The sequence below is a fragment of the Methylorubrum salsuginis genome, from assembly GCF_900114375.1.
Lineage (GTDB): Bacteria > Pseudomonadota > Alphaproteobacteria > Rhizobiales > Beijerinckiaceae > Methylobacterium > Methylobacterium salsuginis.
Genome location: NZ_FOSV01000012.1, coordinates 133,972 through 160,283, shown reverse-complemented (window position 1 = coordinate 160,283; position 26,312 = coordinate 133,972). Strand labels below are relative to the sequence as shown.

The 26,312-nt window shown below is 68.2% G+C and carries 23 protein-coding genes, 1 tRNA gene and 1 pseudogene; 12 read left to right on the top strand and 13 right to left on the bottom strand.

The window, feature by feature from the left end:
• Nucleotides 1-33 precede the first annotated feature (33 nt).
• The 5 genes from BM140_RS15495 to eno form a co-directional block, all read right to left on the bottom strand.
• Nucleotides 34-312, bottom strand: coding sequence for a DUF5076 domain-containing protein (locus BM140_RS15495; protein WP_091948090.1), 279 nt, complete (start codon nucleotides 310-312; stop codon nucleotides 34-36).
• Nucleotides 313-1,761, bottom strand: a complete 1,449-nt coding sequence (locus tag BM140_RS15490) for a pyruvate dehydrogenase complex E1 component subunit beta (RefSeq protein WP_091948087.1) — start codon at nucleotides 1,759-1,761, stop codon at nucleotides 313-315.
• Nucleotides 1,762-1,887: 126 nt separating this feature from the next.
• Nucleotides 1,888-2,937, bottom strand: a complete 1,050-nt coding sequence (pdhA, locus tag BM140_RS15485) for a pyruvate dehydrogenase (acetyl-transferring) E1 component subunit alpha (protein WP_091948084.1) — start codon at nucleotides 2,935-2,937, stop codon at nucleotides 1,888-1,890.
• 479 nt (nucleotides 2,938-3,416) lie between these two features.
• The gene (locus tag BM140_RS15480; protein ID WP_091948081.1) at nucleotides 3,417-3,728 is read right to left on the bottom strand and encodes an FtsB family cell division protein; all 312 of its coding nucleotides are present in this window, start codon (nucleotides 3,726-3,728) and stop codon (nucleotides 3,417-3,419) included.
• Nucleotides 3,729-3,847: 119 nt separating this feature from the next.
• Nucleotides 3,848-5,137 carry a phosphopyruvate hydratase gene (eno, locus tag BM140_RS15475; RefSeq protein ID WP_091948078.1) on the bottom strand — a complete coding sequence of 430 codons (1,290 nt, stop codon included), beginning with the start codon at nucleotides 5,135-5,137 and terminating at the stop codon, nucleotides 3,848-3,850.
• 238 nt (nucleotides 5,138-5,375) lie between these two features.
• On the opposite strand from eno, the gene queF reads away from it, so the two are divergent.
• Nucleotides 5,376-5,837 carry a preQ(1) synthase gene (queF, locus tag BM140_RS15470; RefSeq protein ID WP_091948075.1) on the top strand — a complete coding sequence of 154 codons (462 nt, stop codon included), beginning with the start codon at nucleotides 5,376-5,378 and terminating at the stop codon, nucleotides 5,835-5,837.
• A gap of 11 nt (nucleotides 5,838-5,848) precedes the next feature.
• On the opposite strand, the gene BM140_RS15465 is transcribed toward queF, so the two are convergent.
• The 5 genes from BM140_RS15465 to BM140_RS15445 all read right to left on the bottom strand — a co-directional run bounded on the left by BM140_RS15465 (nucleotide 5,849) and on the right by BM140_RS15445 (nucleotide 10,388).
• Nucleotides 5,849-6,334, bottom strand: a complete 486-nt coding sequence (locus BM140_RS15465) for a hypothetical protein (RefSeq protein WP_091948073.1) — start codon at nucleotides 6,332-6,334, stop codon at nucleotides 5,849-5,851.
• A gap of 177 nt (nucleotides 6,335-6,511) precedes the next feature.
• On the bottom strand, nucleotides 6,512-6,838 hold the full coding sequence (locus tag BM140_RS15460; RefSeq protein ID WP_091948070.1) for a hypothetical protein: 327 nt from the start codon (nucleotides 6,836-6,838) through the stop codon (nucleotides 6,512-6,514).
• Nucleotides 6,839-7,112: 274 nt separating this feature from the next.
• A complete protein-coding gene (kdsA, locus tag BM140_RS15455) occupies nucleotides 7,113-7,973 on the bottom strand; it encodes a 3-deoxy-8-phosphooctulonate synthase (protein WP_091948067.1) in 861 nt (286 codons plus the stop codon).
• 9 nt (nucleotides 7,974-7,982) lie between these two features.
• Nucleotides 7,983-8,510 (bottom strand): hypothetical protein, encoded by a 528-nt coding sequence (locus tag BM140_RS15450; protein WP_091948064.1) that lies wholly within the window; start codon nucleotides 8,508-8,510, stop codon nucleotides 7,983-7,985.
• A 45-nt stretch (nucleotides 8,511-8,555) separates the two neighbouring features.
• Nucleotides 8,556-10,388 (bottom strand): chloride channel protein, encoded by a 1,833-nt coding sequence (locus BM140_RS15445; protein WP_091948061.1) that lies wholly within the window; start codon nucleotides 10,386-10,388, stop codon nucleotides 8,556-8,558.
• A 129-nt stretch (nucleotides 10,389-10,517) separates the two neighbouring features.
• On the opposite strand from BM140_RS15445, the gene BM140_RS15440 reads away from it, so the two are divergent.
• From BM140_RS15440 to BM140_RS15420, 4 genes and pseudogenes are all read left to right on the top strand, one after another.
• Nucleotides 10,518-10,594 (top strand) — tRNA-His (locus BM140_RS15440).
• 313 nt (nucleotides 10,595-10,907) lie between these two features.
• Nucleotides 10,908-11,230: pseudogene (locus BM140_RS15435) on the top strand (transposase); the annotation flags it as partial.
• 591 nt (nucleotides 11,231-11,821) lie between these two features.
• A complete protein-coding gene (locus BM140_RS15425) occupies nucleotides 11,822-12,118 on the top strand; it encodes a hypothetical protein (RefSeq protein WP_091948059.1) in 297 nt (98 codons plus the stop codon).
• 315 nt (nucleotides 12,119-12,433) lie between these two features.
• Nucleotides 12,434-13,393: a glycosyltransferase family 2 protein gene (locus BM140_RS15420; RefSeq protein WP_165616474.1), complete on the top strand. Its 960-nt coding sequence runs from the start codon at nucleotides 12,434-12,436 to the stop codon at nucleotides 13,391-13,393.
• 180 nt (nucleotides 13,394-13,573) lie between these two features.
• Here BM140_RS15420 and BM140_RS15415 read toward each other — a convergent pair whose 3' ends face one another.
• Nucleotides 13,574-14,935: an RsmB/NOP family class I SAM-dependent RNA methyltransferase gene (locus BM140_RS15415; protein ID WP_091948053.1), complete on the bottom strand. Its 1,362-nt coding sequence runs from the start codon at nucleotides 14,933-14,935 to the stop codon at nucleotides 13,574-13,576.
• Between the two features lie 95 nt (nucleotides 14,936-15,030).
• Between BM140_RS15415 and BM140_RS15410 the strand changes: the two genes are divergently transcribed.
• The 3 genes from BM140_RS15410 (at nucleotide 15,031) to BM140_RS15400 (ending at nucleotide 18,025) form a co-directional block, all read left to right on the top strand.
• Complete coding sequence (locus BM140_RS15410) at nucleotides 15,031-15,246, top strand: DUF1674 domain-containing protein (protein ID WP_091948049.1); 216 nt, start codon at nucleotides 15,031-15,033, stop codon at nucleotides 15,244-15,246.
• Between the two features lie 92 nt (nucleotides 15,247-15,338).
• A complete protein-coding gene (locus BM140_RS15405) occupies nucleotides 15,339-16,967 on the top strand; it encodes an inorganic phosphate transporter (RefSeq protein WP_091948046.1) in 1,629 nt (542 codons plus the stop codon).
• A 14-nt stretch (nucleotides 16,968-16,981) separates the two neighbouring features.
• The gene (locus BM140_RS15400) at nucleotides 16,982-18,025 is read left to right on the top strand and encodes a CorA family divalent cation transporter (RefSeq protein WP_244535448.1); all 1,044 of its coding nucleotides are present in this window, start codon (nucleotides 16,982-16,984) and stop codon (nucleotides 18,023-18,025) included.
• Nucleotides 18,026-18,198: 173 nt separating this feature from the next.
• On the opposite strand, the gene groL is transcribed toward BM140_RS15400, so the two are convergent.
• Together groL and groES are read right to left on the bottom strand one after the other, a co-directional pair.
• Nucleotides 18,199-19,842 (bottom strand): chaperonin GroEL, encoded by a 1,644-nt coding sequence (groL, locus tag BM140_RS15395; protein ID WP_091948043.1) that lies wholly within the window; start codon nucleotides 19,840-19,842, stop codon nucleotides 18,199-18,201.
• A gap of 81 nt (nucleotides 19,843-19,923) precedes the next feature.
• Nucleotides 19,924-20,214 carry a co-chaperone GroES gene (gene groES / locus BM140_RS15390; RefSeq protein WP_091948041.1) on the bottom strand — a complete coding sequence of 97 codons (291 nt, stop codon included), beginning with the start codon at nucleotides 20,212-20,214 and terminating at the stop codon, nucleotides 19,924-19,926.
• 212 nt (nucleotides 20,215-20,426) lie between these two features.
• Here groES and BM140_RS15385 point away from each other — a divergent pair, with 212 nt between their 5' ends.
• The 4 genes from BM140_RS15385 (at nucleotide 20,427) to BM140_RS15370 (ending at nucleotide 26,235) form a co-directional block, all read left to right on the top strand.
• Complete coding sequence (locus tag BM140_RS15385) at nucleotides 20,427-21,431, top strand: magnesium transporter CorA family protein (RefSeq protein ID WP_091948038.1); 1,005 nt, start codon at nucleotides 20,427-20,429, stop codon at nucleotides 21,429-21,431.
• Nucleotides 21,432-21,675: 244 nt separating this feature from the next.
• Nucleotides 21,676-22,944 (top strand): glycosyltransferase family 4 protein, encoded by a 1,269-nt coding sequence (locus BM140_RS15380; RefSeq protein WP_091948035.1) that lies wholly within the window; start codon nucleotides 21,676-21,678, stop codon nucleotides 22,942-22,944.
• A 54-nt stretch (nucleotides 22,945-22,998) separates the two neighbouring features.
• A complete protein-coding gene (locus BM140_RS15375) occupies nucleotides 22,999-24,435 on the top strand; it encodes a lipopolysaccharide biosynthesis protein (protein WP_091948032.1) in 1,437 nt (478 codons plus the stop codon).
• Between the two features lie 417 nt (nucleotides 24,436-24,852).
• Nucleotides 24,853-26,235: a Hint domain-containing protein gene (locus BM140_RS15370; protein WP_091948029.1), complete on the top strand. Its 1,383-nt coding sequence runs from the start codon at nucleotides 24,853-24,855 to the stop codon at nucleotides 26,233-26,235.
• Nucleotides 26,236-26,312 lie beyond the last annotated feature (77 nt).

Below are 26,312 nucleotides of genomic sequence, written 5' to 3'. Positions count from 1 at the left end.
TCGGGGCGTTCCATCGCGTCGCCGGGCCCGTGGCTAGTTGAGGGTGTTGCCGGGCTCGAGGCTTTCGGCCTCCCAGCCGACGCGGATGCGCTCGAAGGCCTCCTCCTCGGACATCTCCGATTCCAGCGCGTAGGCGCGGGCGGCCTGGCGCGCGAGATCGATGAAGAGGCGGCCCCACGTCTCCGGATCGTCGAAGGCGCGCCGGAGCGCCACGCTCACCGCGCCGTCGACGATGGAGGCCCGCACGATCTCGATCCCGCCCTGTTCCAGGGCGTCGGGCGGGATCTCCAGTTCTTCGAACTTCTCGGACATTTACTTGTAACAGACCGCTTTGGCCGCCTCGATCACCTCGGCGACGTTCGGCAGGGCGAGCTTTTCGAGGTTCGCCGCGTAGGGCATCGGCACGTCCTTGCCGGTGACCCGCAGGACCGGGGCGTCGAGATAGTCGAAGGCATCGACCATCAGGCGCGCGGCGATCTCGGCGCCGACGCCGGATTGCGGGAAGCCCTCCTCGACGGTGACGCAGCGGCCGGTCTTCTTCACCGACTCGACAATCGTTTCGGAATCCATCGGGCGGATGGTGCGAAGGTCGATCACCTCGGCCTCGATGCCCTGCTCGGCCAGCGCCTGCGCGGCCTTGAGGGCGTAGGTCATGCCGATGGAGAAGGAGACGATGGTGACATCCGTGCCGGGGCGGTGGATGCGCGCCTTGCCGATCGGCAGGACGAGATCGTCGATCTTCGGCACCGGGAAGGACTGGCCGTAGAGGATCTCGTTCTCGAGGAAGATCACCGGATTCGGATCGCGGATCGCGGCCTTGAGCAGGCCCTTGGCGTCGGCGGCCGTGTAGGGCGCGATCACCTTGAGGCCGGGCACGTTCGAGTACCACGCGGCATAGTCGTGGCTGTGCTGGGCACCGACGCGGGCGGCGGCGCCGTTGGGGCCGCGGAACACGATCGGGCAGCCGAGCTGGCCGCCGGACATGTAGAGCGTCTTGGCCGCCGAGTTGATGATGTGGTCGATCGCCTGCATGGCGAAGTTGAAGGTCATGAATTCGACGATGGGCTTCAGGCCCATGAACGCCGCGCCGACGCCGATGCCGGCGAAGCCGTGCTCGGTGATCGGGGTGTCGACCACGCGGCGCGCCCCGAATTCCTGCAGCAGGCCCTGCGTGATCTTGTAGGCGCCCTGGTACTCGGCGACCTCCTCGCCCATGACGAACACCTTGTCGTCACGGCGCATCTCTTCGGCCATGGCGTCGCGCAGGGCCTCGCGCACGCTCTGCGTCTCCAGCGGCGAATCCGGCGGGAACTCGTCCATCACGGGCGCGGCGGCCGTGTTCTTGATGATCGCCGGGGCGGCCGGGGCGCGGGGGGCGTCGTCGCCGGTCTTGGCGGTGGGGGCGGACTTGTCCGCCATGCCCTCGGCCTGCATGTCCGGCGTCGGCGCGGGGGCACCGCCCTCGGTTGCGGCGGGCTTGGACTGGCCGCCGCTGGCAGCGGCGGCCGCCACATCCTCGCCCTCGGCGGCGATGATGGCGATGGGGGTGTTGACCGCCACGTTCTCGGTGCCGTCCGGCACGAGGATCTTGGCGAGCACGCCCTCGTCGATCGCCTCGACCTCCATGGTCGCCTTGTCGGTTTCGATCTCGGCGAGCACGTCGCCGGATTTGACCGAATCGCCCTCCTTCTTGAGCCACTTGGCGAGCTTCCCCTCCTCCATGGTCGGAGAGAGGGCGGGCATCAGGATGTCGGTCGCCATTGCGCTGCTCTATCGATCCTTCGTCCGAGACGCAGGAGGCCGGTTTCGCGATGCCGCGGCATACTCACCGCCGGAGCGAAATCGGCCCGTGCGCCCTCAGTGTCCTGCCAGGAGGGTGGTCGCGCCTCAGGCGCGGGCTTCGAGCAAAATGTCGGTCCAGAGCTCGGAAGCGTCGGGCTCGGGATCGTGGGTTGCGAAGTCGGCGGATTCGTTGACGATCTCGCGGACCTTGGCGTCGATGCCCTTGAGGTCGGCCTCCGGCACGCCGTGCGCCTCGATCAGGCGCTTGCGCACCATCTCGATCGGATCGTGCTCGTCGCGCATCTTCGAGACCTCGTCCTTCGACCGATACTTGGCCGGATCGGACATCGAGTGGCCGCGATAGCGGTAGGTCTGCATCTCGAGGATGTAAGGGCCCTGGCCCGAGCGGGCGTGGTTGATGGCGCGGGAGGCCGCCTCGCGGACGGTGCGCACGTCCATGCCGTCCACCTGCTCGCCGGGGATGCCGAAGGAGAGGCCGCGCTTGGAGAAATCGGTCTGCGCCGAGGCGCGGGCGACCGAGGTGCCCATGGCGTAGCGGTTGTTCTCGATCACGTAGACGACCGGCAGCTTCCACAGGGCCGCCATGTTGAAGCTCTCGTAGACCTGCCCCTGGTTGGCCGCGCCGTCGCCCATATAGGTGAAGCTGACCTTGCCGTTCTGCAGGTAGGCGTCGGCGAAGGCGAGGCCCGTGCCCAGCGAGACCTGGGCGCCGACGATGCCGTGGCCGCCGAAGAACTGCTTTTCGCGGCTGAACATGTGCATCGAGCCGCCCTTGCCGCGGGAATAGCCGCCGCGGCGCCCGGTCAGCTCGGCCATCACGCCCTTGGCCTCCATGCCGCAGGCCAGCATGTGGCCGTGGTCGCGGTAGCCGGTGATGTTCTGGTCGCCATCCTCGCCGGCCATCTGCATGCCGACGACGACCGCCTCCTGACCAATGTACAAGTGACAGAAGCCGCCGATCAGGCCCATACCGTAGAGCTGGCCGGCCTTTTCCTCGAAGCGGCGGATGAGGAGCATCTCACGATAGGCGTGAAGATCCTCGTCCTTGGTGAATTGCGGAATATTCGGTGCGGGCCGGTGCTGCGGCGCGTCCGCGCTCGCGGCGGGCTTCCCCGCCTCGTTGCCTGCATCCATCGGCGATCTCCCGAATTCGATCCGTTGGCTCGGGTTCTAGGCCAGCCATTTTCGGAAAGCGAGAGCAGGACTGACAGCGGAAGGGGCTTGTCACCGTGACGCTTGAACCCACGCCGACTAAGCAAGGATAAGATCAGGAAACGTCGTTTTTCGACAAGACAAGATCGGCGGCCCGATCAGGATTTGCCTGTGCCGCTCGCCCACGGCTCTGCCGTGAGCCGATTTCAGGCGTGCGCGGCCGTGCATTCCGGGAAGAACACTTATTCCGGCCGACCGCATTCGAAGCGAGAGCGTCGTCAGGCGTCGCGGTTCGGCGGTCACCCAACCGTCATCGCTGCGGCACGCCCGGATGTTCCCGGCGCGGCGTCCGGAAATCTTAGAGCATCGGCCCGAAAGGTGGGAACCGGCTTTCGGAAAAAAGCCGATGCGGCACAATAACGGAGAGCATTGTCCTGGATCTGATATCCAGGACGATGCTCTTAGGGATCGATGATGACGAGGTCGTTGGCGTGGACGCGGCCGAGTACCACGCGGGCGCGTTCCTCCAGCAGGTCGCGATCGATCTGCTCGCTGCGCAGCAGGGAGACGCGGTGTTCCCAGGTCGCCCGCTCGGCCTTGGCGGCGTTGAGTTCCTGGGTCAGCCCGTAGGCCTCGATCTTGAGGGCCCGCTTGGCTTCCAGGCCGCGGCTACCGCTCTCGGCCTGATGCACGAAGTAGCCCACGACGAGCGCGGAGACCGTCCAGAGGACGGCGGGGACGACGATGGCGCGGACGCGGCGACGGATGACCATGGCGTCGGCAGCTTCACCCGAACACGGTGAAGAAAGCGTTTCCGCCGCCGTCACCGGAGGCTTCGAACACGAACGGCGCGGCGGGCCCCGAACAGGACCCGCCGCGCCGCGAGAAAAGCTCAGCGGCCGGCGAGCTGGCGGATCGCGCCGCGGCCGGCGTAGAGCGCCTGGGCGCCCAGGCCCTCCTCGATGCGGATGAGCTGGTTGTACTTGGCCAGTCTGTCCGAGCGGGCGAGCGAGCCGGTCTTGATCTGCCCGCAATTGGTCGCGACCGCGAGGTCGGCGATGGTCGAATCCTCGGTCTCGCCGGAGCGGTGTGACATCACCGCGGTGTAGCCGGCGCGCTGGGCCATATCGACGGCGGCGAGCGTCTCGGTGAGCGAGCCGATCTGGTTGACCTTGACCAGGATCGAGTTGCCGGTGCCGGTCGAAATACCGCGCGACAGGCGCTCGACGTTGGTGACGAACAGGTCGTCGCCGACGAGCTGGACCCGGTTGCCGATCCGGTCGGTGAGGAGCTTCCAGCCCTCCCAATCGTCCTCGGACATGCCGTCCTCGATCGACAGGATCGGGTAGGCCTCGCTCAGCTTGGCGAGGTAATCGACCTGCTGCTCGATCGAGCGGGTCTGGCCCTCGCCCTCGTAATGGTAGGCGCCGTTCTTGAAGAACTCGGTCGCGGCGCAGTCGAGCGCCAGGACGATGTCGGCGCCGGGCTTGAAGCCGGCGGCCTGGACCGACTCCATCACGAAGTCGAGCGCGGCCTCGGCCGACGGCAGGTTCGGGGCGAAGCCGCCCTCGTCACCCACGTTGGTGTTGTGGCCGGCCTTCTTCAGGGCGCTCTTGAGGGTGTGGAAGATCTCCGCGCCCATCCGCACCGCCTCGGACAGCGAGGAGGCGCCGACCGGCATCACCATGAATTCCTGGAAGTCGATCGGGTTGTCGGCATGGGCGCCGCCATTGACGATGTTCATCATCGGCACGGGCAGGACGCGGCCCTGGACGCCGCCGACGTAGCGGTAGAGCGGCAGGCCCGCGGTCTCGGCCGCGGCCTTGGCGACGGCCAGCGACACGCCGAGGATGGCGTTGGCGCCGAGGCGGGCCTTGTTCGGCGTGCCGTCGAGGGCGATCATCGCCTCGTCGACCGCGACCTGATCCTCGGCATCCATGCCGCCGATGGCGTCGAGGATCTCGGCCTGCACCGCCTCGACCGCCTTGAGCACGCCCTTGCCGTTGTAGCGACCCTTGTCGCCGTCGCGCAGCTCCACCGCCTCGTGCGCGCCGGTCGAGGCGCCCGAGGGCACGGCCGCGCGGCCGAAGGAGCCGTCCTCCAAGAGGACATCGACCTCGACGGTGGGGTTGCCCCGGCTGTCGAGAATCTCGCGGGCGGCGATGTTGGTGATCGCGGTCATGGGCGCTCCTTCGGTTGCGTCGCGGCGCGCCGTCCGCACGGGCTCCCGGCCCGACGCAGCGGCGACGCTCTCCGAGGGCGGCTTATCCGTCAACGCAACGGCGCGGGCAAGCGCCCGCAAGCGGTTAGCCGTGCCATCGCATCGGTTGCAGCCGGCTCCTCGGCCAACAGGATTCCGGGAGGTGGGCATTCACCTCCGGTGCTAGGCAACAGGAGACGCGCGCGCGTATAGCCTCCGCATGACCAACATCGAAGACCACGCCAAGCAGCTCGGCAAGCAGACGCCGCTGCCCGATTCGCCGGACGCGGCACAGCTCGACCGCGTGCCGAACCCGCATGCCGACACCGATTACCTGGCACGCTTCACCGCGCCGGAATTCACCTCGCTCTGCCCGGTGACCGGACAGCCGGACTTCGCCACGCTGGTGATCGACTACGTGCCGGATCGCTGGCTGGTCGAATCGAAGTCGCTGAAGCTCTACCTCGGCGCGTTCCGCAATCACGGCGCTTTCCACGAGGATTGCACCGTCGGCATCGGACGGCGGCTGGTGAGCCTGCTCGAACCGCGCTGGCTACGGATCGGCGGCTACTGGTATCCCCGCGGCGGCATCCCGATCGACGTGTTCTGGCAATCCGGCCCGCCCTTGCCGAACGTCTGGCTGCCGGACCAGGGCGTCGCACCCTATCGCGGCCGGGGCTGAAGCCTCTCGCCTCAATGCTCCTCGGCCAGGACGCGTACGGTCCGGCTGATGAGACGCTGTTGCGCCTCGGTCGGTCCCTGATGGACGAGCGCGACGGTCTCCATCATCCGTTCGAGATCGTTGCGCTCGGAGGCGTCGAGCTTCTCGCGCAGCAGGGGGGCGAGGTGATCGAGCGCCACATCGGCGCTCTCGGCCTGGGCGGCGGCGTGCCGAATGTAGGCGAAGCGCACGGACAGATCCTCGCCGGGCGGGGTGATCTTCCCCATCTCGGCCTCCATGGCGGCTTCCTGCTCCGGTGTCGGCGTGCCGCGTGCCAGGGCCACCAGCCGCATCAGCACGCCCGCGGCATCGGCCGGATCCTTGATGGCGCGCAGGGGCGCCGATCGGAAGCGCGCCTCGCTCTGCGCCCGTAGCCGCGCATTGCGGCGGTCGCTGAGCGTGCGGTCCAGGGCTGCCATGCCGTTGCCGTAAAGAAACCAGTACAGCAAGCCGGTCATGACGGCTCCGACGATGGCTGCGATGACCGGCCTGAGCGCTCCCGTGCTGTTTCGACGGGCCGCAAACTGACGAAACGCCGTACCGAGGGCAACCGCTGTTTGCAGGCCGCCGGCGCGACGCGCACGAAAAAGGGCGGCCGATCGCTCGGCCGCCCTCTCCTTTAGAACGCGTGCGGCTCAGTAGCCGTCGTAGCCATAGGCCGGACGGCCGTAGCCATAGCCGTAGGGACGACGGTAGCCGTCGCGGTAATAGGCGTCACGGGCTGCGCCGGCCGCAATGGCGCCGGCCGCGAGACCAGCGATGCCGAGACCGACGGCCGCGCCGGTGCCGATGCCACGACGGCGACCACCGTAATAGGCGCCACGGCCGTAGCCGCCGCCGTAATAGCCGCCGCCGTGGTGGTGGTGGCCCCAGCCGCGGCCGGGACGCGCGTCGGCCGAAGTCGTCGCCGTCAGCGTGCCGACGGACAGAAGGGCGGCGGTGACGAGTGCGAGCTTGCGCATGGGATCCTTTCGATCTGCGGACGGATTGACCGGCATAACATTCAGCTTGGCTGAAAGTTCCGATTCATCCCGGGGGCCTTCCGGCCTGCCCGGTCCGTCGCTCCGATGAATTGATCTCACGAATCTATCTGGGCGACCTGAACCGAACCTGAAACCGACGATTGTCGGATCGCAGCTTAACGCGCCGAAGACTCGGAGTGCCTCACAAAACGCCCGTTCGCAGCCGGTGTCCTCTTCGGGCGCGACGGCGCGGCGGGCGTTTGATGAGGGACGCTCAGAGCGGATCGCCTGCACCCTTGGCGAGCCGATCGAACGCCATCAAAGTCTCGATCAATTGCGGCAACTGGCGCAGCGGCACCATGTTCGGCCCGTCGGACGGCGCCCGGTCGGGATCGGGATGGGTCTCGATGAACACGCCGGCCACGCCGACCGCCACCGCCGCGCGGGCCAGCACGCTGACGAATTCCCGCTGGCCGCCCGAAGTCGCCCCCTGGCCGCCGGGTTGCTGCACCGAGTGGGTCGCATCGAACACCACGGGGGCGCCGCCCGTCACCTGCGCCATGATCGGCAGCGCCCGCATGTCGGAGACGAGTGTGTTGTAGCCGAAGGAGGCGCCGCGCTCGGTGACGATCACGTTCGGGTTGCCAGCCGCCGTCACCTTGGCGGCGACGTGCTTCATGTCCCAGGGAGCGAGGAACTGCCCCTTCTTGACGTTGACGACCCGTCCCGTCGCGGCGGCGGCGAGCAGCAGGTCGGTCTGGCGGCAGAGAAAGGCCGGGATCTGGAGGATATCGACGGCTTCCGCCGCGCGGGCGCATTGCTCGGCCTCGTGCACGTCGGTGAGCACGGGCAGGCCGAGGCTCTCGCGGATCTCGGCGAAGACCGGCAAGGCCTCGTCGAGGCCGACGCCGCGGGCGGTGGCGCCCGAGGTGCGGTTCGCCTTGTCGAAGGAGGACTTGAACACGAGGCCGATACCGAGGCGCCCGGCCATCTCCTTCAACGCGGCGGCGACCTCGAGGGCATGGCTGCGCCCCTCGAGCTGACAGGGCCCGGCGATCAGCGCCAGCGGCAGGTGATTGGCGAAGGCTACAGAACCGGCGCGGACGACGGGGCCGGTAGAAGCGAGATCGGTCATGGACGCGGTCTAACCCGCGCGAGGGGCGGCGGGAAGGCCGGCCTTGTGGTGCAGGGGGCTGCGGCGAGGCCCGCGCCCCGGTCGGTCGGCGGCGACGCGGCAGAGCGTACCGATCCCGAATCCGTCCGGGCGGTCGCCGGGATCGCAGCGGATCACCGCGCCGCCGACGCGGCCGAGTTGGGCCGATCCGGTGAGCAGGCTGTCTTGGTGCAGTTGTCGGGTCAAGGTCTCGACCGCCGCCGCCGGCGCGCCGGTGAGCGCGTGAGCGGCCTCGCCGATCAGCACGAAATAGGCTCCCTGCGGCTCGCGCCGCTCGGAGCGGAACAGCAGCCGGCGGGGATCTTGGCAGTCGAGGCGGAAGCGCTCGGCGTCGGCGGCGCGGAACACCACGAGCGCGCCGGTGCGGCCGACCAGCGAGGCCCCCGTGGCGCGGATCAGCCGGACGGTCAGGCGATCGCAGGAATCGGCTTGCGCCGGGGCGGCGAGGCAGACGGCAAGGCCAAGGGAAAGGCCGGCGGCGAGGGCACGCAAGGACATAATCTTAGTCCTATCACGGGCGACGAGCCGAATCGAAAACGTAGGTCACGCCGCCTCGCCCAGCACGGCGCGGCGCTGCCGGTCGAGTTCGTCGCTGTAGCGCTTGAGCGTGTAGCGCTCGGTCAGGAGGCCGATCACCCGGCGGCTGTCGGATCCGTCGAGCACCGCCAGCGCCTCGCTCTCGGCCGCATCGAACGCTTCCGCCGCCTGCCTCGCGCTCATGTCGGCGAGCAGGAACGCGTCGGCGTAGCGGGCGATGTCGGCGAGGTGCGCCTCCTTCTCGGCCGCCGCCTGGGCATGGGCCTCGGGCACCAGCACGATGCCGGCATAGCGGTCGGAGCCGTCCACCACCACGACCCGCGAGGGCGAGCCGAGGGGATGGGCCCGCAGGAAGGTCGCCATCGGCGTCTCGAGGGGGACGGGCCGGATGTCCCGGCGCATCATCCGCCCGACCGTGAGGCTGCGGATCCAGCCGATGTCGTGGGCGCTGCGGATCGATTCGCCGCGCAGATGGAAGCGCCAGGTGGCGAAGGAATAGCCGAAGGTCTTTCGCACCGTGAGGGACGAGGCGATCACCGCCACCAGCACCAGGGCGGTCACCGGAAAACTCCCGGTCATTTCCAGCGCCAGGAAGGTCATGGTGAGCGGCCCGCCGACGATGGCGGCGGCAAAGGCGCTCATGCCGACCACCGCGTAACCGACGGGCGCAAGGCCGAAGGCTGAAAAATCCGGCCACAGCATCGGGGCGACCTGCGCGAAGAACCGCCCGACCAGGGCCCCGAGGAACAGCGAGGCGAAGAACAGGCCGCCGCGAAAGCCGGAGCCGATCGACACCGCCGAGGCCACGGCCTTGGCCAGGATCAGGCCGGCCAGCCCCCCCGCGGTCAGGGCCATGTCGGGATCGAGATGGAGATGGAGCGCACCGTGGCCACCCGAGAGCACCTGCGGCGTGGTGGCCAGCGCCAGCCCCCCGACGCAGAGGCCGCCGAACGTCAGGCGCAGCAGCCCCGGGATCCGCGTCGCGCGAAACAGCCGCTCCACCCATGCGACGCCGCGCATGAGGCCGACGGCCAGGCCCGCGCAGACGAGACCGAGCAGAAAGCAGGGCAGCGTGTCCCCCGCGCCCAGCGGGCCGCCCCGGCTCAAGGCCAGAGTGCCGACATCGATCAGGGCCGGCGTCGAGGCCAGCGACCGGGCGACGAGGCTGCCGCACAGGGCCGCGACCACGACGGGGGCGAGCGTCGCGATGGTGTAGGTGCCGATCACCAGTTCGTAGGCGTAGAACGCGCCCGTGAGCGGCGAACCGAAAGCCGCCGCGATCGCCGCGGCCGAGCCGCATCCGACGAGGGTGCGCAGATCCGAGCGGCGCATCTCGAAGGCGATGCCGAGCCGTGAAGCGATGCCGGCGGCGACCTGCGTGTAGCCCGCCTCCAGCCCGACCGAGGCCCCGCTCCCGTTCGAGACGACGTTCTGGACCGCGACCTCGGCGGAATCGCGCAGCGACATCCGCCCGCCATGGAGCGCGTTGGCCTCGATCGGATCGATGGCGGCCCTCCGCTGCCGGCCGCGCCCGAGGACGAGGATCAGCAGCCCGAGCACGAGGCCGCCGAGGGCCGGCCCGAGGAAGGAGAAGCCCAGCAGTCCCTCCGGCGGCAGCGCGGCGAGCCCGCTCAGCCGTTCCCCGGCGGGCAGGCGGTACAGGGTCTCGCGCAGAATCTGCGCGACACCGCTCATCCCGGCCACGGTGAGGCCGCCGACGCAGCCGGTCACGGCGGCGAGCAGGACCAATGCGATCTCGCTGCCCCGCACCCATGCCCGAAGCCGCGCCGGTACCGGCACGCGCCGGCCCGCGCCGGGCGACGGATCCGACAGGCTCATGGGCGGTGGAAGGGGAAGGCTGTCATGCACGGACGGTCTAGCATCCCCGCGAAGTGGGCGCGATCCGTGGAGAAGCGGGGACGAGACGCTTGAAATGCCGCGAGCGTCGCGATAAGTCCCCCCTCGCGTGCCGCCGTAGCTCAGTTGGTTAGAGCACTAGATTGTGGATCTAGGGGTCCCCCGTTCGAGCCGGGGCGGTGGTACCATAAGCTTCAGTGATTTCGCCGGGGTCCAACCGATGGGTTGGACCCCGGTTTTCGTTTTGGTTTCCATCTACTTGTGCAGCGGTGGCCTTCCAGCTTCGAGATGGCGCTGCGCGCGAGCATCCGGGTACGAGCGCGAAACCGGTCGAGAATCTTCTAAGCGTGTGCCTGCGAGTGAACCGCGATGGTCACGATCTCGGCCGTGGTGCGGTCTTCAGTGCGGTGCAAGGCAGTTCGTGGAAATGCAGATCGTTGCTGATTCGCGCCCTGGCGAACGTCCTTAACCTATTGTTAAGAAAATGGCGTTTTGCCCACACCCGGCGTCGAACGCAACGATGATCGACAGGTCGTCTCGGGTATCGTCCTCGTGGTGAAAACGGGCTGCCGCTGGAGCGATTGCCCGCCAGTAAGACGGTCCGCCCACGACGATCTACGACTGCTTCAACCGTTGGTCCCAGCGTGGGTTCTGGAAGGCGATGCTGGACGCGCTCGCCAAGGCCGGCTGAACCGGTGAGGCCAGCGTCATTGACGTCAAGGCGCGAGGTATCGGTCGCTCAGGGGAAGCAGACCACCAAGATCCGTGCGCGCGTCGACGTCGAGAGCCGCCCGCCGGCCCTGCTTCTGACAGCGGGAACGGCATTCTCGTAAACGCATCCCTCCTGATGCGCGAGGCCGGCCTTGTCAGAGCCAGCCATCGGCGTTGCGCTTCGTCATCACGCGCAGGAATCAAAAGGTGCGGCCGGCCGCCCGACCTCGTCGACCGCAACTTCGTGGCCGATTGCGCCGACTAATCTGTCTGATGCTCAGCCGGCGCGGCCCCGACCCTCAATAATAAGGATTATAGTAAGGGCGGGGACGCGCATAGTAGTAAGGACTATAGAAAGGCCGAGGACGGGCATAGTAGTAGGGGGGAGCATAATAGGGCCTCGGCCCGTAGCCATAGAGGGTCCGCCGATCCGGCATACAACCTCCGTAGCCATAGTGACGATGAAAGCCGGGGCCGCATCCGTCGAAGAAGCCTACTTTTTCAATAGCTGCTCCGTCAACAAACTGACCGGCAGCAGCCATGCTAAGAGGCAATGCGTTTACCGACGAAATCGGCCCGCCGACTTCGACAAGACCAATGAATAGGACAAAGAGTGCTGACCGCTTCATGAATTTTATTTCCTGCCAAGCCTGCCTCGTCGAGGCAGGGCGAACGTAGGATCGCAAAGCTGAACTGAAACTGAGGTGGACCAGCTCGAACAAGCAGAACTCATTTTATTCCGCGTCATCGCCTTCACATTTTCGAGAGACGCCGCCTCGTGCCGAGGCACTGGCGCTTACCCGCATCTGCTCTTCGGCTTCCGCCATCAGCCTCTGGCCGTCGACGCTGCCGGGATCGCCGTGGCGCTCATGGCATACGCCACTCGCCGCAGCACGCCTCCGAATGTCCGGGTCGCGATGGTCATTGACGGCGGAGTAATCGGGCTGCTCGTCACGTTTCCGATGCTCTCCGACCGAAGTCAGCACCGAATAGGGGCCTAACGCGAAGCCATGCTCCGTTGGCTCCGGATGCGAGCCGACATCGTCATTGACACCTGCGACCGCCGTCATTTTTCTTAAAGCGAGCGACCGTTTCCGATCTCGCTTGCTGAACATAGCGAACGGGGCGAAATACGCCGGCCCGCCCAGACCTCACCGGCGGCCCGGTTCACAGAAGACGGATAGATCGATAGGATGAAATGGCCTTTCCGCCGTATCGAAAGGTTCCTTCGCAAAGCTTGGTCAAAACGCTTCCCGGCCCATCCGGTCCCGGTCAGTGAGCCGACTAGGCCGCGCGAGCCTGGTCCGACGCGGATCGTGGCCGTCACCCGCGTCCTCGACGAGGCAGACATCATCGAGGCGTTCGTCAGGCACACGGCAGTCTATGCCGGCCATCATGTGATCCTCGACAACGGCAGCCGTGACGGCACGCTGGAGATCCTCCGCTCTCTCAAGACGGAGGGGCTCGGCCTGACGATCCTTCAGAACATCACCGCTTCATTCTATCAGAAGGAGCTGAACACCTATCTCTACCGGTACGCCGCCCGAACCTGCCGAGCCGACTGGGTGCTGTGCTTGGACGCAGACGAGTTCATCGATGATCGCGCGCTCGAAGGGGAACTAACGACGACGCTTGAGCGGCTCGCGGCTGACGGCATCCTCTGCGCCACCGTTCCGCTCACAAATTTCGAACGGGCCGCCGACGACCCGGACGAAGCGATCGTCCCATTGCGGATGCGGCGGCACGGCCCGGTCCTGCCGGTCAAGAAAGTCTTCGTCCAGGGGCGCATCGCCGCCACGACCGATATCGCGAACGGCAACCATTCCGCCACGTATGACGGCGTCCGCCTCGATGAACACCTCATCCCCGGCCTGACGCTTGCGCATTACTCGCACCGTTCGCCGTACCAACGGGTGGTGAAGTGCGTGCGCGGCTGGAGCAAGGTCACGGCAGCAGGCTCCGCCGAGGTCGCCAACAGGACCAGCTACCACTACCGCGGCCTGTTCGAGATCATTCGCGACCGGCCGCAGCATTTCTTCCGGCGGGCCAGGTTCATGAGTCCACCGGCGCACGACGAACTCCCCGTCGATCCGATCCATTACCGGGGCGGCCCGCTGCGCTACAGCACGGCGACCGACGAGCCGATGCGGGCGATCCGCTGCATGGTCGGCCATCTCGAGACCTTGGCTGAGCGCCACGGGAGGCTGCTGGAGGAGATACCGGAGGCCCGCGCCCGCACCCAGGCCTGGAACGACGAGATTCGAGAAATCACTTGACGTCACCTACGCCAGTTTCGAACCATGGACACAACGGCTCATTCGATGGACGCCCGCAGTCACGCAGGCACCCGGACTAATTAGAGCCCGTCCCGAAAGGTGGTTTCCAGCTTTCGGGAAAAAGCCGATGCGGCTCAGTAAACTAAAGAATCGTCCTGGATCTCATATCCAAGCCGATCCTCAGGCGTTCACCCGTCGCAGCAGGCTTGCGAAAAACCCGTCGAGCCCCCCTCCCCGGCCCGATCCGCCGCCGAGATGGCTCGGCAGGGTGCGAAGGTCGCCGTTGCCGTCGATCAGCTCCGCGTGGCCCCCGACCCGCTCGGGGTCGAGCGGCACGCGCTCGAACGCGCCGTTGCGGGCGAGTAAGTCGGCGATCTGGGCCGGGCCTTCCTCCGGCTCCAGCGAGCAGGTGCAGTAGACGAGCCGCCCCCCGGGCGCCGTCAGCCGGGCCGCCTTGTCGAGGAGGCGGCGCTGCAGACCGGCGAGGCGCAGGATGTCGCCCTCGCTCTTGGTCCAGGCGACGTCCGGGTGGCGGCGGATCGTCCCGGTGGCCGAGCACGGCGCGTCGAGGAGCACCGCGTCGAAGGGATTGTCCTCCGGCAGGGCGAGGGCATCGGCGGTGACGACCTCCGCGGACAGCTTCAGCCGCTCCAGGTTGCGCTGCAGCCGCTCCAGCCGGGTGGCAGAGCGGTCGACGGCGGTGACGTGGGCGCCCGCGGCGGCAACCTGAGCGGTCTTCCCGCCCGGCGCGGCGCAGAGGTCGGCGACGCGCTCGCCCGGTCGCGGCGCCAGCAGGCGTACCGGCAGCGCCGCGGCGGCGTCCTGCACCCACCACGCGCCCTCGTCGTAGCCCGGCAGCCCGGACACCGCCTCGCGGCCTTCGAGGCGCAGCGAGCCGAGGGCGAGTCGCCGCCCGCCGAGCTTATCCGCCCAAGCCTCGGCGTCCTCCCGCACCGTCACGTCGAGGGCGGCGCCTTCGAGATGGGCGGCGGCGATGCCTCGGGCGGTCTCCTCGCCGTAGGTGGCGACCCAGCGCCGCGCCAGCCAGTCCGGCGTGTTGCGGCCGAGCGGGTCGTCCTCGCCCGCGCGGATGGCGTCGCGCTCGCGTGCCACCCGGCGCAACACCGCGTTGACCAGGGGTGCGAGGTGCTGGAGCTGGGGGTCGGCCTTGGCGAGGCGCACCGAGAGATCGACGGCGGCGTGGTCCGCCACCGCGAGGTCGAGGATCTGGGCCGAGCCGGTGACCAGAAGGGCCAGAAGATCCGGCTTCTGCGGCAGCCCGTCGCGCAGGCGCTCGGCGAGCGCCGCCGTGAGGAAGCCGAGGCGGCGGAAGCTCGCGGTGGCGATGGCGCGGGCGAGCGCCGCGTCGCCCAGCTCAAGATGAAGGCCGCGGCCGGCCTGGGCCAGCGCATCCTCCAAAGCCAGCCCGCGGGCCGGGCCGAGCAGGGTCGCGACGGCGCTCTGCGCCACGTGCCGCGCCGCGAGGCCGGGAACCGAAGGATCGATCGGGGGCGGGTTGCGATGGGTCGGTCTCGGTGCCACGCTCTCGGCCGTTCTCAATTCAGGAAATGATCGGCGGGGCTCGCCCCGGACCCGACGCACTCCCATCTGAGAGCGACGGATGCAAGGAGCGAGGCATGAGCGACGAGGCGAGCCAGGGCGGCGAGACGCGGGAGACCCGTGAACTCAGCCCGGCGGCACAGCGGGCGCTGGCCGAGGCCGCGGAGCGCCGCGCCGCCATCGACGCCCGCGCCGCCGAGATCGCGAAACGACCGGAGCGGAAGGGCCGCGGCGGCCTGGAGCCCGTGCGCTACACCGATTGGGAGGTGAAGGGCCTCGCCTCCGACTTCTGAACGGTCACGACCGTCATCAGAGTGTCGTAGGGCGCAGGTGAGGCTGCCCACGTGCGGGGATCGACCGTTAATCCGCACGGGGAGAGATCGGCATGGCGGGATCGTCGGTGCAGGGGTTCGGCGTCGCCGCCCCCTCCGCGGAGCGGCGCGGGCGGCCGGACCTCGAAAAGGGCCATCCCCTCCCCCTCCTGATCGCCATCGTCGCGGCCCTGCTCGCCGCCCTCGTCTACGTCGCCCTCAGTATCCACGAGGATGTCGCGGCGACCGGCACCCGCATCACCACCTACCTGCCCTATGCCCTTCTGCTGGTGGCGCTTACCATCGCCCTCGGCTTCGAGTTCGTGAACGGCTTCCACGACACCGCCAACGCCGTGGCCACCGTGATCTACACCCATGCGATGCCGCCGGGCGTCGCCGTGATCTGGTCGGGCTTCTTCAATTTCCTCGGCGTGCTGCTCTCTTCGGGCGCGGTCGCCTTCGGCATCGTCAGCCTTCTACCGGTGGAGTTGATCCTTCAGGTCGGCTCGGGGGCGGGCTTCGCCATGGTGTTCGCGCTGCTGATCGCCGCGATCCTGTGGAACCTCGGCACCTGGGCGCTCGGCCTGCCGGCCTCCTCTTCGCACACGCTGATCGGCTCGATCATCGGGGTCGGCGTCGCCAACGCGCTGATGCACGGCCGCTCCGGCACGTCGGGCGTCGATTGGTCGAAGGCGACCGAGATCGGCTGGTCTCTGCTGCTGTCGCCCCTCGTCGGCTTCGTCGCGGCCGGCGCGCTGCTGCTGACCCTGCGCAAGCTCGTGCGCAACCCCGCCCTCTACGCCGAGCCCGACGCCAAGGCGCCGCCGCCCCTGTGGATCCGCGGCCTGCTGATCGCGACCTGCACCGGCGTGTCCTTCGCCCACGGCTCCAACGACGGGCAGAAGGGCATGGGGCTGATCATGCTCATCCTGATCGGCACGGTGCCGACCGCCTACGCCCTCAACCGGGCGCTGCCGGACTCCTCGGTCGCGCAGTTCCGCCAGACTTCGGACGCCGCGTCCAAGGTGGTGGCCGCCAAGGCCGCGGGCTACGACATCGTCGGCGATCCGCGCCCCGCCGTCACCGCCTACGTCGCGGCCCAGACGGTCGATGCCGGCACCTACCCGTCGCTCTCGGTGCTCATCCGCCGGATCGGCGACTCGGTCGAGCGTTACGGCAGCTTCGCGCAGGTGCCCGCGGAAGCCGTCGGCAACACCCGCAACGACATGTACCTCGCCTCGGAGGCGATCCGCTTCCTGATGAAGGACAAGGCGAGCGAACTGTCGCAGGCGGAAATCGGCACGCTCAAGGCCTACAAGGGCAGCCTCGACGAGGCGACCCGCTTCATCCCGACCTGGGTCAAGGTCGCGGTCGCCGTGGCGCTGGGGCTCGGCACGATGGTCGGCTGGAAGCGCATCGTCGTCACCGTCGGCGAGCGGATCGGCAAGACCCATCTCACCTACGCGCAGGGCGCGTCCGCCGAACTTGTGGCCGCCTCGACCATCGCGGCGGCCGACCTCTACGGCCTGCCGGTCTCGACCACGCACGTCCTGTCCTCCGGCGTGGCCGGCACCATGGCGGCCAACCGCTCAGGGCTTCAACTCGGCACCCTGAGGGCGCTGGCCCTGGCATGGCTGCTGACGCTGCCCGTCGCGATGCTGCTGGCCGGCACTCTCTACGTCCTGTTCTCCAAGCTGTTCTGAGCGCGTTTCAAAACATGCAGGACACACGCGGCATCCTCGCGCCGCTTCTGTGCGAGCCGTCCCTGCCGGGACTGCTCTGGGCGATGCAGTTCGACGCGGCCGGCCGCGGGCGCCCGCTGGCGCCGGGCGAGCCGGTGCCGGAGCGCCCCGTCCACGGCTTCCTCTGGCTCCATCTCAACCTCGTCGATGCGCGCCTTGGCGCCCTCGTCGCGGAGGGCCGGTTCGGGCCGCCGGCGCTGGTGGCGGCGGCCTTCGCCGCCGACCCGCACCAGCGCGTGGCGATCGAGGACGCGCAGGTCGGCGGGGTGGTCGCCGACCTCGTCCGCGCCGGCGCCGAGGACCGGCAGCGGCCCGGCCCCGACGCCGCCGGGCGCCTGCATTTCGTGATGGCCGAAACGCTCATCGTCACGGGTCGCCGCCATCCGATCCAGGGCCCCGACACCGCCCACGACGCGGCGACCGCCGGACGGCTGTTCCCGGCCCCGGCAGCCCTCCTTGAGCACATCGTCGGCGGGGTGGTGGCCGAGGCGGTGCGGAATGTGGCGCTTCGCGGCGACGAACTCGACGAAATCGAGGATCACATCCTCGACGATCAGGTCCGCGACGAGACCCGCCGGCTCGGCCCGATCCGCCGCGAGGCGGTGCGCCTGCGCCGCCATCTGCTGGGCCTGGCTTCCGTGTTCCACCGGCTCGAAGAGGAGGAGGACGAGGGCCTGCCCGAGCCCGTCCTCTCGACGGCGGCGCGGATGGCGCAGCGCGTCGATGCCCTCGACCGCGACATGCAGGCGCTCGCCGAGCGCAGCCGCCTGCTTCAGGACGAGCTGGCGGCCCAGCTCGCCCGCGCCTCGAACCGCCAACTCCACACGCTCTCGATCCTCACCGCCCTGTTCCTGCCGCCGACGCTCGTGACCGGCCTGTTCGGCATGAACACCAAGGGGTTGCCGTTCTCCGAGATGGAGGACGGCTCGACGCTGGCGATGATTCTGGCCGTGGTGTCGGCGGTGGCGGTGTTCTTGTTGATCCGCCGGATGGGGATCGGGCCGTCTCGGGACCGATAGCGCGTTCCGCCACCTCTGGAGTTGCGCCGAGGCGAACGCGCATCCCCTCGCCCCGCACGCAGGGAGAGGGGGAAGCGGCGGCACTCGACAGCCTTGAACGGCACGCTTCAGACAAAAAGAAAAGGGGCCGCCTTTCGGCGACCCCCTTCCCGACTTCTGCGGATGGCGTGGACTTAGAAGTCCATGCCGCCCATGCCGCCGCCGCCCGGCATCGCCGGGGCGCCGCTGTCCTTCTTCGGCGCGTCGGCGACCATGGCTTCCGTGGTCACCAGCAGGCCGGCCACCGAGGCGGCGTCCTGAAGGGCGGTGCGCACGACCTTGGCCGGGTCGACGATGCCGGCCTGGATCATGTCGACGTACTCTTCGGTCTGGGCGTTGAAGCCGAAGGTCTCGGAGTCGGTCTTGTCGGTGATCTTGCCGACCACGATCGAACCCTCGACGCCCGCGTTCTGGGCGATCTGGCGGATCGGGGCCTCAAGCGCCTTGAGGACGATCTTGATGCCGGCCTGGACGTCCGGGATGTCGGACTTCAGCGCGGCGACCGCCTTCTTGGCCCGCAGCAGCGCGGTGCCGCCGCCGGGAACGATGCCCTCTTCCACCGCAGCGCGGGTGGCGTTGAGCGCGTCGTCCACGCGGTCCTTCTTCTCCTTGACCTCGACCTCGGTCGCGCCGCCGACGCGGATCACCGCGACGCCGCCCGCGAGCTTGGCCAGACGCTCCTGGAGCTTCTCACGGTCGTAATCCGAGGTGGTCTCCTCGATCTGCGCCTTGATCTGGCCGACGCGGGCCTCGATGTCGGCCTTCTCGCCGAGACCGTCGATGATCGTGGTGTTCTCCTTCTCGATGCGCACGCGCTTGGCGCGGCCGAGCATGGGGAGCGTCACGTTCTCGAGCTTGATGCCGAGGTCCTCGGCGATCATCTGGCCCTTGGTCAGGATCGCGATGTCCTCGAGCATCGCCTTGCGGCGGTCACCGAAGCCCGGAGCCTTCACGGCCGCGACCTTGAGGCCGCCGCGGAGCTTGTTGACGACGAGGGTGGCGAGCGCCTCGCCCTCGATGTCCTCGGCGATGATGACGAGCGGCTTGCCGGTCTGCACCACGGCCTCGAGCACCGGCAGCATGGCCTGGAGCGACGAGAGCTTCTTCTCGTGGATGAGGATGTAGGGGTCCTCGAGTTCGGCGACCATCTTCTCGGCGTTGGTCACGAAGTACGGCGAGAGGTAGCCGCGGTCGAACTGCATGCCCTCGACGACGTCGAGCTCGGTCTCGGCGGTCTTGGCCTCCTCGACGGTGATGACGCCCTCGTTGCCCACCTTCTGCATGGCGTGGGCGATCATCTCGCCGATCTCCTTGTCGCCGTTGGCGGAGATCGTGCCGACCTGGGCGACCTCGTCGGACGAGGCGACCTTCTTGGCGCGGTTGGTGATGTCCTTCACGGCGGCCTGGGTGGCGAGGTCGATGCCGCGCTTCAGGTCCATCGGGTTGATGCCGGCGGCCACGTACTTGGCGCCCTCGCGGACGATGGCCTGGGCCAGGACGGTCGCAGTGGTGGTGCCGTCACCGGCGATGTCGTTGGTCTTCGAGGCCACTTCGCGCACCATCTGGGCGCCCATGTTCTCGAACTTGTCGGCGAGCTCGATCTCCTTGGCGACGGTGACGCCGTCCTTGGTGATGCGCGGGGCGCCGAAGCTCTTCTCGATCACGACGTTGCGGCCCTTCGGGCCCAGCGTCACCTTCACCGCGTCGGCGAGGATGTCGACGCCGCGCAGCATCTTGTCGCGAGCGTCGGCGGAGAAACGAACGTCTTTCGCTGCCATGTGAGTTGACCTCAGAATTCTGGAAGGGGAGCCCCGAGACCAGCCGCGGCGATCTCGAAGGGCGGTGAAACGGGTCGGGCTTTAGGCAGCCACCACACCCATGATGTCGGATTCCTTCATGATGAGGAGATCCTGGCCGTCGATCTTGACCTCGGTGCCCGACCACTTGCCGAACAGGACGCGGTCGCCGACCTTGACGTCGAGGGCGTTGACACGGCCCTGCTCGTCACGGGCGCCCGAACCGACGGCGACGATCTCGCCCTCCTGCGGCTTCTCCTTGGCGGTATCCGGGATGATGATGCCGCCCTTCGTCTTCTCTTCGCTCTCGATGCGACGGACGACGACGCGGTCGTGCAGCGGACGGAACTTCATGAGCTGCCCTCTTGCTTCGGAATAGCGGTTGGTCTTGATGCGGCCGGTGGCGACCGCGCCTACCCTGGCTGTTAGCACTCTCCGAACGCGAGTGCTAACGACGGTGGCGAGATAGGCGGGCGCCTGTTGCGAGTCAAGACGCCGCATCTCCGCGGCGCGGCCCCCGCACGAGAATTTTCCCCCTCCCTCCCATTTCGCGGACATCCCTTTCGATGATGAGCCTCCACGGGCCGCAAGGGGCGGTCGATGCGGGCAGCGTGCGCGCCGCCGCCGCTCTCCCCGATCACGCCGTCTGGATCGATCTGAACGATCCGACCGCCGAGGAGGCGGCCTGCGTCGAGACGAAGACCGGCATCCGGGTGCCTTCGCGGGCCGCGCTGAGCGAGGTCGAGCTGTCGAGCCGGCTTCGGCGCAACCGCGACGGCCTCTCGCTCTCGACCCCGATGGTGACCTTCGACCGGTCCGACTTCAGTCTGAAGCCGCTCGGCTTCCTCCTGAACAAGACCCACTTGGTCACCGTGCGCTACCACGACATGCGGGCCTTCGCGGCGGTGCGCAAACGGGTCGACGAGGAGGGCGGCGACGGCAGCACCGGCGCCCGGATGTTCCTGCTGGTGGTCGAGGAACTGGTCGACAACCTCGCCGACCTGTTGGAGGAGATGTCGGCGGATCTCGACAACCTCTCGACCCGCATCTTCGACTTCGACGCCAGTGCCCGCCCCGGCGCCCGAAAAGGGGACGCCACCGCCCCGAAGCGTCGAGACCTGGCGCTGCGCCGCCTGCTCCGCACGGTCGGGCGCCACGGCAAGTCGCTGTCCAAGGTCCGCGCCAGCCTGCTGGGACTGGAGCGCATCGTCGCCTTCGCCAAGGGCGAGTGCGGCCAGCACCTCGACGAAGCGGATGCCCCCCGCTTCGAGACGGTGGCCCGCGACATCGCCTCGTTGGACGAGTTCGAGACCCGCCTCTCCGAGACGATTCAATTCCTGCTCGACGCGACGCTGGGGCTCATCAACGTCGAGCAGAACAACGCCTTCCGCATCCTCACCGTCGTCTCGGTGGTGGGCGTGCCGCCGACGCTGGTGGCCTCGATGTACGGCATGAACTTCAAGCACATGCCGGAGCTCGACTGGGTCTACGGCTACCCCTACGGGCTGGCGCTGATCGCCATCTCGGCGATCGTGCCGCTGGTCTATTTCAAGTCCAAGGGGTGGCTGTGATCGGCCGCCCCGGCCCGGCCCGTTTAAGGTCTTGGACAGCATCCGACGCGAGGACGGTGCGCCCGCGCCGGCCCGGCGACCCCGCTTAATCGATTCGAAATCGCCCCCCCGACATCGTCGGGCTCGGCCTGCGCCCTCCCTTCGGACCGCGTGGCACGAGGGGGGTGGCCCGATGAACCGACGCCGTTTCGAGACCGCGCGACCCGCCGCCCTTCCCGCCCCCAAGCGCTGAGGCCGCCCGACCATGCCGATCATCGTCGTGGCGGATCACGCCCATATCAACGGCGGCCAGGCCAAGGTCGCCATCGACAGCGCCCTCGGCCTCGCGGCGCGGGGCCATGCCGTGACCTTCTTCGCCGCCGTCGGCCCGGCCGATCCGCGGCTCGAGGCGGCCGGCATCGAGACGATCCTGCTCGATCAGGTGGACGTGACCACGACGTCCTCGCTCGCCCGGTTCGGCGTGCAGTGGCTGTGGAATCAGAAGGCCGCCGCGGCTCTGGGCGAAGTGCTCGCCCGCCACGATCCGGACGACACGATCGTCCACGTCCATGCCTGGGCCAAGGCGCTCTCGCCCTCGATCGGGCCGGTGCTGGCGGGCAGCCGCGCACCGGTCGTGTTCACGATGCACGAGTATTACCTCGCCTGCCCCAATGGCGGCTTCTACGACTACCCCGTCTCGGCGGCCTGCCAACGGGCCCCGGTCTCGCTAGGCTGCATCGCGCATAACTGCGATTCCCGCGGCTATGCCCGCAAGCTGATGCGGGTGGGCCGCCACGTACTGATGCGCAACACCGGCATGATCGACAACCTCGCCGCCGTCATCACCATCAGCCGGCTTCAGCGCGCGGTGCTCGAACCCCACCTGCCCGCCGACACCCGGTGGTACGATGTCGGCAACCCGATCGACGCCGAGCCCCTCGGTCACAAGGATCAGAACGCCCCCGGCGGCTTCGTGTTCGTCGGCCGGCTCTCGGCCGAGAAGGGCGCCGGTTTGTTCGCCGAGGCGGCAAGGCTTTCGGGCCAGCGGGCGATCTTCGTCGGCGACGGCCCGCAGCGGGCGGAACTGGAAGCTGCCTATCCGGAGGCCGAATTCCTCGGCTGGCACGATCCGGCCGGCGTGAAGCGGCGCCTGCGCGCGGCTCGCACCCTGGTCTTCCCCTCCGTCTGGTACGAGGGCCAGCCCCTGACCGTGCTGGAATCGCTGGCGCTCGGCACCCCGGTGATCGTCAGCGACATCTGCGCCGGCCGCGAGGCGGTCGAGGACGGCGTCAGCGGCCTGTGGTTCCGCTCCGGCGATCCCGCCTCCCTGGCGCAGGCGATGACACGCTTGTCCGACGACGCCACCGCTCAGCGTATGAGCCGGGCCGCCTATGACGGCTTCTGGGCCGATCCGCTGACGCTGGACCGGCATCTCGACCGGCTGGAGCGGATCTACCGCGAGGTGGCGCTGCGCCCGGCGCAGGTGACGGCCGGCCGCCCGGCCGCGTCCTTGCGTAGCGCGCCGCTGACGTAAATCCGTCCCAACCCTCCGGCACACGCAAGCCGCGCTCACGAAACACCGAACGCCATGGCGGTCATCGCAGCCTACATCGTCAACGCGGTCCTGAACCTCGCCCTCGGCCTGCTGCTCGCGCAGATCCTCGGGCCGGCGGATTTCGGCCGCTTCGCCCTCGGCATGGCCGGATCGGTGGTACTCACCACCCTGTTCTTCGAGTGGCTGCGGCTCTCGGCGACGCGCTTTTATTCCGAGCGCGTCCGGGGCGAGGAGCCGTGGATCCGTGCCGTCCTCGACCGGGCCTACGCGACGACGGCGATCTGCCTCGTCGCGGCGGCCCTGCTCTGCCTCGCCGGTCGCCCTCTGGCGGGACCACCCGCGACCCTCGCCGCCGCCGCGGTGGCGAGTTCGGTCGGGATCGGCCTGTTCGACTACCAGACGACGCTGGCCCGGGCCCGCTTCATCGGCGGGCTCTATCTCAAGCTCGTCCTGGTCAAGAGCGGGTTCGCCCTCGTCTTCACCGTCGGCACCGCCTGGGCGACGGGCGACGCCACCGCCGTGATCGCCGCCGCGGGCGCGAGCCAGTTCCTCGCCGCGGTCCTGATCCATCGCGGCCTGACCGATCCGCGCCACCGCCCCGATGCCGCGCGCGGGCGGACGATGCTTCGGATCTTCATCACCTACGGCCTTCCGATCATCGCGGCCAACGTCGTCTACCAGCTCCTTCCGTTCGCCAACCGCAGCGCTATCGCGGCCGTCGGCGGCTTTTCCGAATCGGGATACTTCTCGCTGGCCTCCGATATTGGCACCCGCATCTTCGGCACGCTGGGCGCTGCGCTGGACGTGCTGCTGTTCCAGATCGCGGTGCGCGCCGAGGAAGAGGGCGGGCGCGGCGCGGGCGAAGCCCAGGTGGCGCGCAACTTCGCCGTCGTCGCCGCCCTGATCCTGCCGAGCACGGCGGGCGTCTGGGCCGTGCTGCCGGCGCTGGAAGCCATCGTGGTGCCCGAGGCCTTCCGCGGCCATTTCAGCGCCTATCTGCTGCCGATGCTCCCGGGCCTCGTCGCCTTCGCCGGCATGAACTACGCCCTCAATCCGGTCTTCCAGATCCGCCGCCGCACGATGCCGGTGATCGTCGCTGCCCTGTTCGGTGCGCTCGTCAACGCGCTCGCCCTGCTGGCGCTCGCCGGGCCGTTCGGCGGCACCGGCATCGCCATTGCCCAGACCCTCGGTTTCCTCGCCGCCTTCGGCCTGCTCGCGGGCCTGGCGCTCACGGGCCGCGAGCGCATCGCCCTCCCCTGGCGCGACCTCGCGACGGCGGGCGCCGCCTCGCTGGTGATGGCGGCGGCGGTCTGGCCCCTGCGCGGCCTCTCTCCCTGGCTCGCGCTGCCCGCCTGCATCGGCACGGGCGTGATCGTCTACGGCGCCCTGGTCTGGCTCCTCGACATCGCCGGCCTGCGCAGCGCCGTGATGGAGCGGCGGCAATCGGCGCTGCCGGCTGCGGCGGAGTAGAGTCGCGGCCCTGCCGCCGTGCGGTACGGACGGCGGTCAACTCCCGGAAGTGGTTTTTCGGCCGGCGGACCGAGGGATCATTCGTGCGACCAGAACCTTCGAGACGCGAAGGCAGTTGGATTCCCACAATTTTATTCACGAAAATTTGATTTTTAAGGCTAAGGACTGCCCTCAAGGGCCCACAGTCAAATTTCGGCTTCAATATTACACAACTATAATGTCATTGCTAACGGCAGATCTGAAATATCAGTCGCTGCGTGTTAAATTCGCCACAGCTACGGTCTTGATACGAACAGGCAGGAAATATGCTGCCACATTCTCTTCGGTCAATGTTACGTACGGTATCGCACACGATCTAACGCATCGGCCGCGCTGCCTTCAACAATCCGGGTAGCAAGGTGACCAGAGGTATCCGCGATGCCGACGAATGATGAACTTCGCTGGTTTGATAATATTTACGCCGTTGATATTGATGGCAATCAAAACGCAATCGTTAGAAACCTCGCAACCTCCTCAAACGCGACGACAGACTTCCAGGATACGAGCGATAGCCAATCGGACAACCTCGACCTCCTCGGCGATACACAAAACGACCAATTCAAAGATGCGGCAAATTCGAATGCCATCCTGTATTACTACCGCAAGCTATCCGACGACAGCGGCGTAATCGTTTCCTCGGGATCGAGCGGACAAGGTCCGTATTACTTATATACAAATAACAATTACAATTCGAATACGATTCTTTCAACTTCTTCGGCCGCCTACAATCTCGTCTGCTACGTCGCCGGCACGCGAATTCGGACACGCCGCGGCGACGTGGCCGTCGAGGATCTGAAGGTCGGCGATCTCGCCAAAACCTCGTCCGGCGCGGAACGCCCGATCCATTGGATCGGCCACCGCACGGTTCGGTGCCAAGGACGTCCCGACCACCTGCCCGTGCGCATCGCCGCGCATGCCTTCGGTGAAGGCCGTCCGGACCGCGACTTGCTGGTCTCGCCCGCTCACGCCATCGCCGTCGATGTGCTCGGGGAGGTTCTGATCCCGGCCGGTCGGCTGATCAACGGCACGACCATCACGCAGGCCGAAACCGAACAGGTCACCTACTGGCACGTCGAACTCGCCAGCCACGATATCCTGCTCGCCGAGGGGCTTCCGGCCGAGAGCTACCTCGATTGCGGCAACCGCCACTTCTTCACCAACGCGGAAGCGACCGACCTCCGGGCGGTGCCGGATGCTCGTCCGGATGGCCCCCATCCCTTCTGCCGCCCGTTCCACGAAGCCGGCCCCCTGGTCGATCTCGTGCGGGCGCGCCTGCAGGATCGCGCCGAGGCACTCGGCTGGCGAAAGGTCGAAGAGACCTTCGGCGAGTTGCACTTGGTCGCCGACGGCCATGTGATCCGCCCAGATGTCGAGGGCCTGACCGCTCGCTTCGTCCTCCCGGCCGACGCCCGCGACGTGCGCCTCGTCTCGGCCACCGGCGTTCCGGCCCATCTCCTGACCGGCTCCACCGACGACCGGCGGCTCGGCCTGCCGCTTGCAGCACTGACGATCGACGATGGACTGACGGGTGCCCGCAACGTTCCCCTCGACGATGCGCGCATCGGCGAGGGCTTCCACCCCGTTGAAGGCGGCACGCGCTGGACCGATGGCTCGGCCACGCTGCCCGCCGACCTGTGGGCGGACTGCCGCGGGACACTGTTCCTGCGGGTGTCGCTGTCCGGCCCAGGCCTGCCGCGCTGGATCGCACCCGGCGAGACGGCAAGGGCGACCGATCTGACAAAGCTCGAGCGCACGGCCTGACGGCGGCCGCACCAATCGTGCCACGCTTGCAACCGCCCCCCGATCCGGGTTTTGTCCCCCCGAGGGCCGCCTCATAA

What these genes read in the sequence shown, in the direction of transcription:
- BM140_RS15495 (WP_091948090.1), bottom strand. Translation starts at nt 312, where the DNA reads ATGTCCGAGAAGTTCGAAGAACTGGAGATCCCGCCCGACGCCCTGGAA.
- BM140_RS15490 (WP_091948087.1), bottom strand. Translation starts at nt 1,761, where the DNA reads ATGGCGACCGACATCCTGATGCCCGCCCTCTCTCCGACCATGGAGGAG.
- pdhA (WP_091948084.1), bottom strand. Translation starts at nt 2,937, where the DNA reads ATGGATGCAGGCAACGAGGCGGGGAAGCCCGCCGCGAGCGCGGACGCG.
- BM140_RS15480 (WP_091948081.1), bottom strand. Translation starts at nt 3,728, where the DNA reads ATGGTCATCCGTCGCCGCGTCCGCGCCATCGTCGTCCCCGCCGTCCTC.
- eno (WP_091948078.1), bottom strand. Translation starts at nt 5,137, where the DNA reads ATGACCGCGATCACCAACATCGCCGCCCGCGAGATTCTCGACAGCCGG.
- queF (WP_091948075.1), top strand. Translation starts at nt 5,376, where the DNA reads ATGACCAACATCGAAGACCACGCCAAGCAGCTCGGCAAGCAGACGCCG.
- BM140_RS15465 (WP_091948073.1), bottom strand. Translation starts at nt 6,334, where the DNA reads ATGACCGGCTTGCTGTACTGGTTTCTTTACGGCAACGGCATGGCAGCC.
- BM140_RS15460 (WP_091948070.1), bottom strand. Translation starts at nt 6,838, where the DNA reads ATGCGCAAGCTCGCACTCGTCACCGCCGCCCTTCTGTCCGTCGGCACG.
- kdsA (WP_091948067.1), bottom strand. Translation starts at nt 7,973, where the DNA reads ATGACCGATCTCGCTTCTACCGGCCCCGTCGTCCGCGCCGGTTCTGTA.
- BM140_RS15450 (WP_091948064.1), bottom strand. Translation starts at nt 8,510, where the DNA reads ATGTCCTTGCGTGCCCTCGCCGCCGGCCTTTCCCTTGGCCTTGCCGTC.
- BM140_RS15445 (WP_091948061.1), bottom strand. Translation starts at nt 10,388, where the DNA reads ATGAGCCTGTCGGATCCGTCGCCCGGCGCGGGCCGGCGCGTGCCGGTA.
- BM140_RS15410 (WP_091948049.1), top strand. Translation starts at nt 15,031, where the DNA reads ATGAGCGACGAGGCGAGCCAGGGCGGCGAGACGCGGGAGACCCGTGAA.
- BM140_RS15405 (WP_091948046.1), top strand. Translation starts at nt 15,339, where the DNA reads ATGGCGGGATCGTCGGTGCAGGGGTTCGGCGTCGCCGCCCCCTCCGCG.
- BM140_RS15400 (WP_244535448.1), top strand. Translation starts at nt 16,982, where the DNA reads ATGCAGGACACACGCGGCATCCTCGCGCCGCTTCTGTGCGAGCCGTCC.
- groL (WP_091948043.1), bottom strand. Translation starts at nt 19,842, where the DNA reads ATGGCAGCGAAAGACGTTCGTTTCTCCGCCGACGCTCGCGACAAGATG.
- groES (WP_091948041.1), bottom strand. Translation starts at nt 20,214, where the DNA reads ATGAAGTTCCGTCCGCTGCACGACCGCGTCGTCGTCCGTCGCATCGAG.
- BM140_RS15385 (WP_091948038.1), top strand. Translation starts at nt 20,427, where the DNA reads ATGATGAGCCTCCACGGGCCGCAAGGGGCGGTCGATGCGGGCAGCGTG.
- BM140_RS15380 (WP_091948035.1), top strand. Translation starts at nt 21,676, where the DNA reads ATGCCGATCATCGTCGTGGCGGATCACGCCCATATCAACGGCGGCCAG.
- BM140_RS15375 (WP_091948032.1), top strand. Translation starts at nt 22,999, where the DNA reads ATGGCGGTCATCGCAGCCTACATCGTCAACGCGGTCCTGAACCTCGCC.
- BM140_RS15370 (WP_091948029.1), top strand. Translation starts at nt 24,853, where the DNA reads ATGCCGACGAATGATGAACTTCGCTGGTTTGATAATATTTACGCCGTT.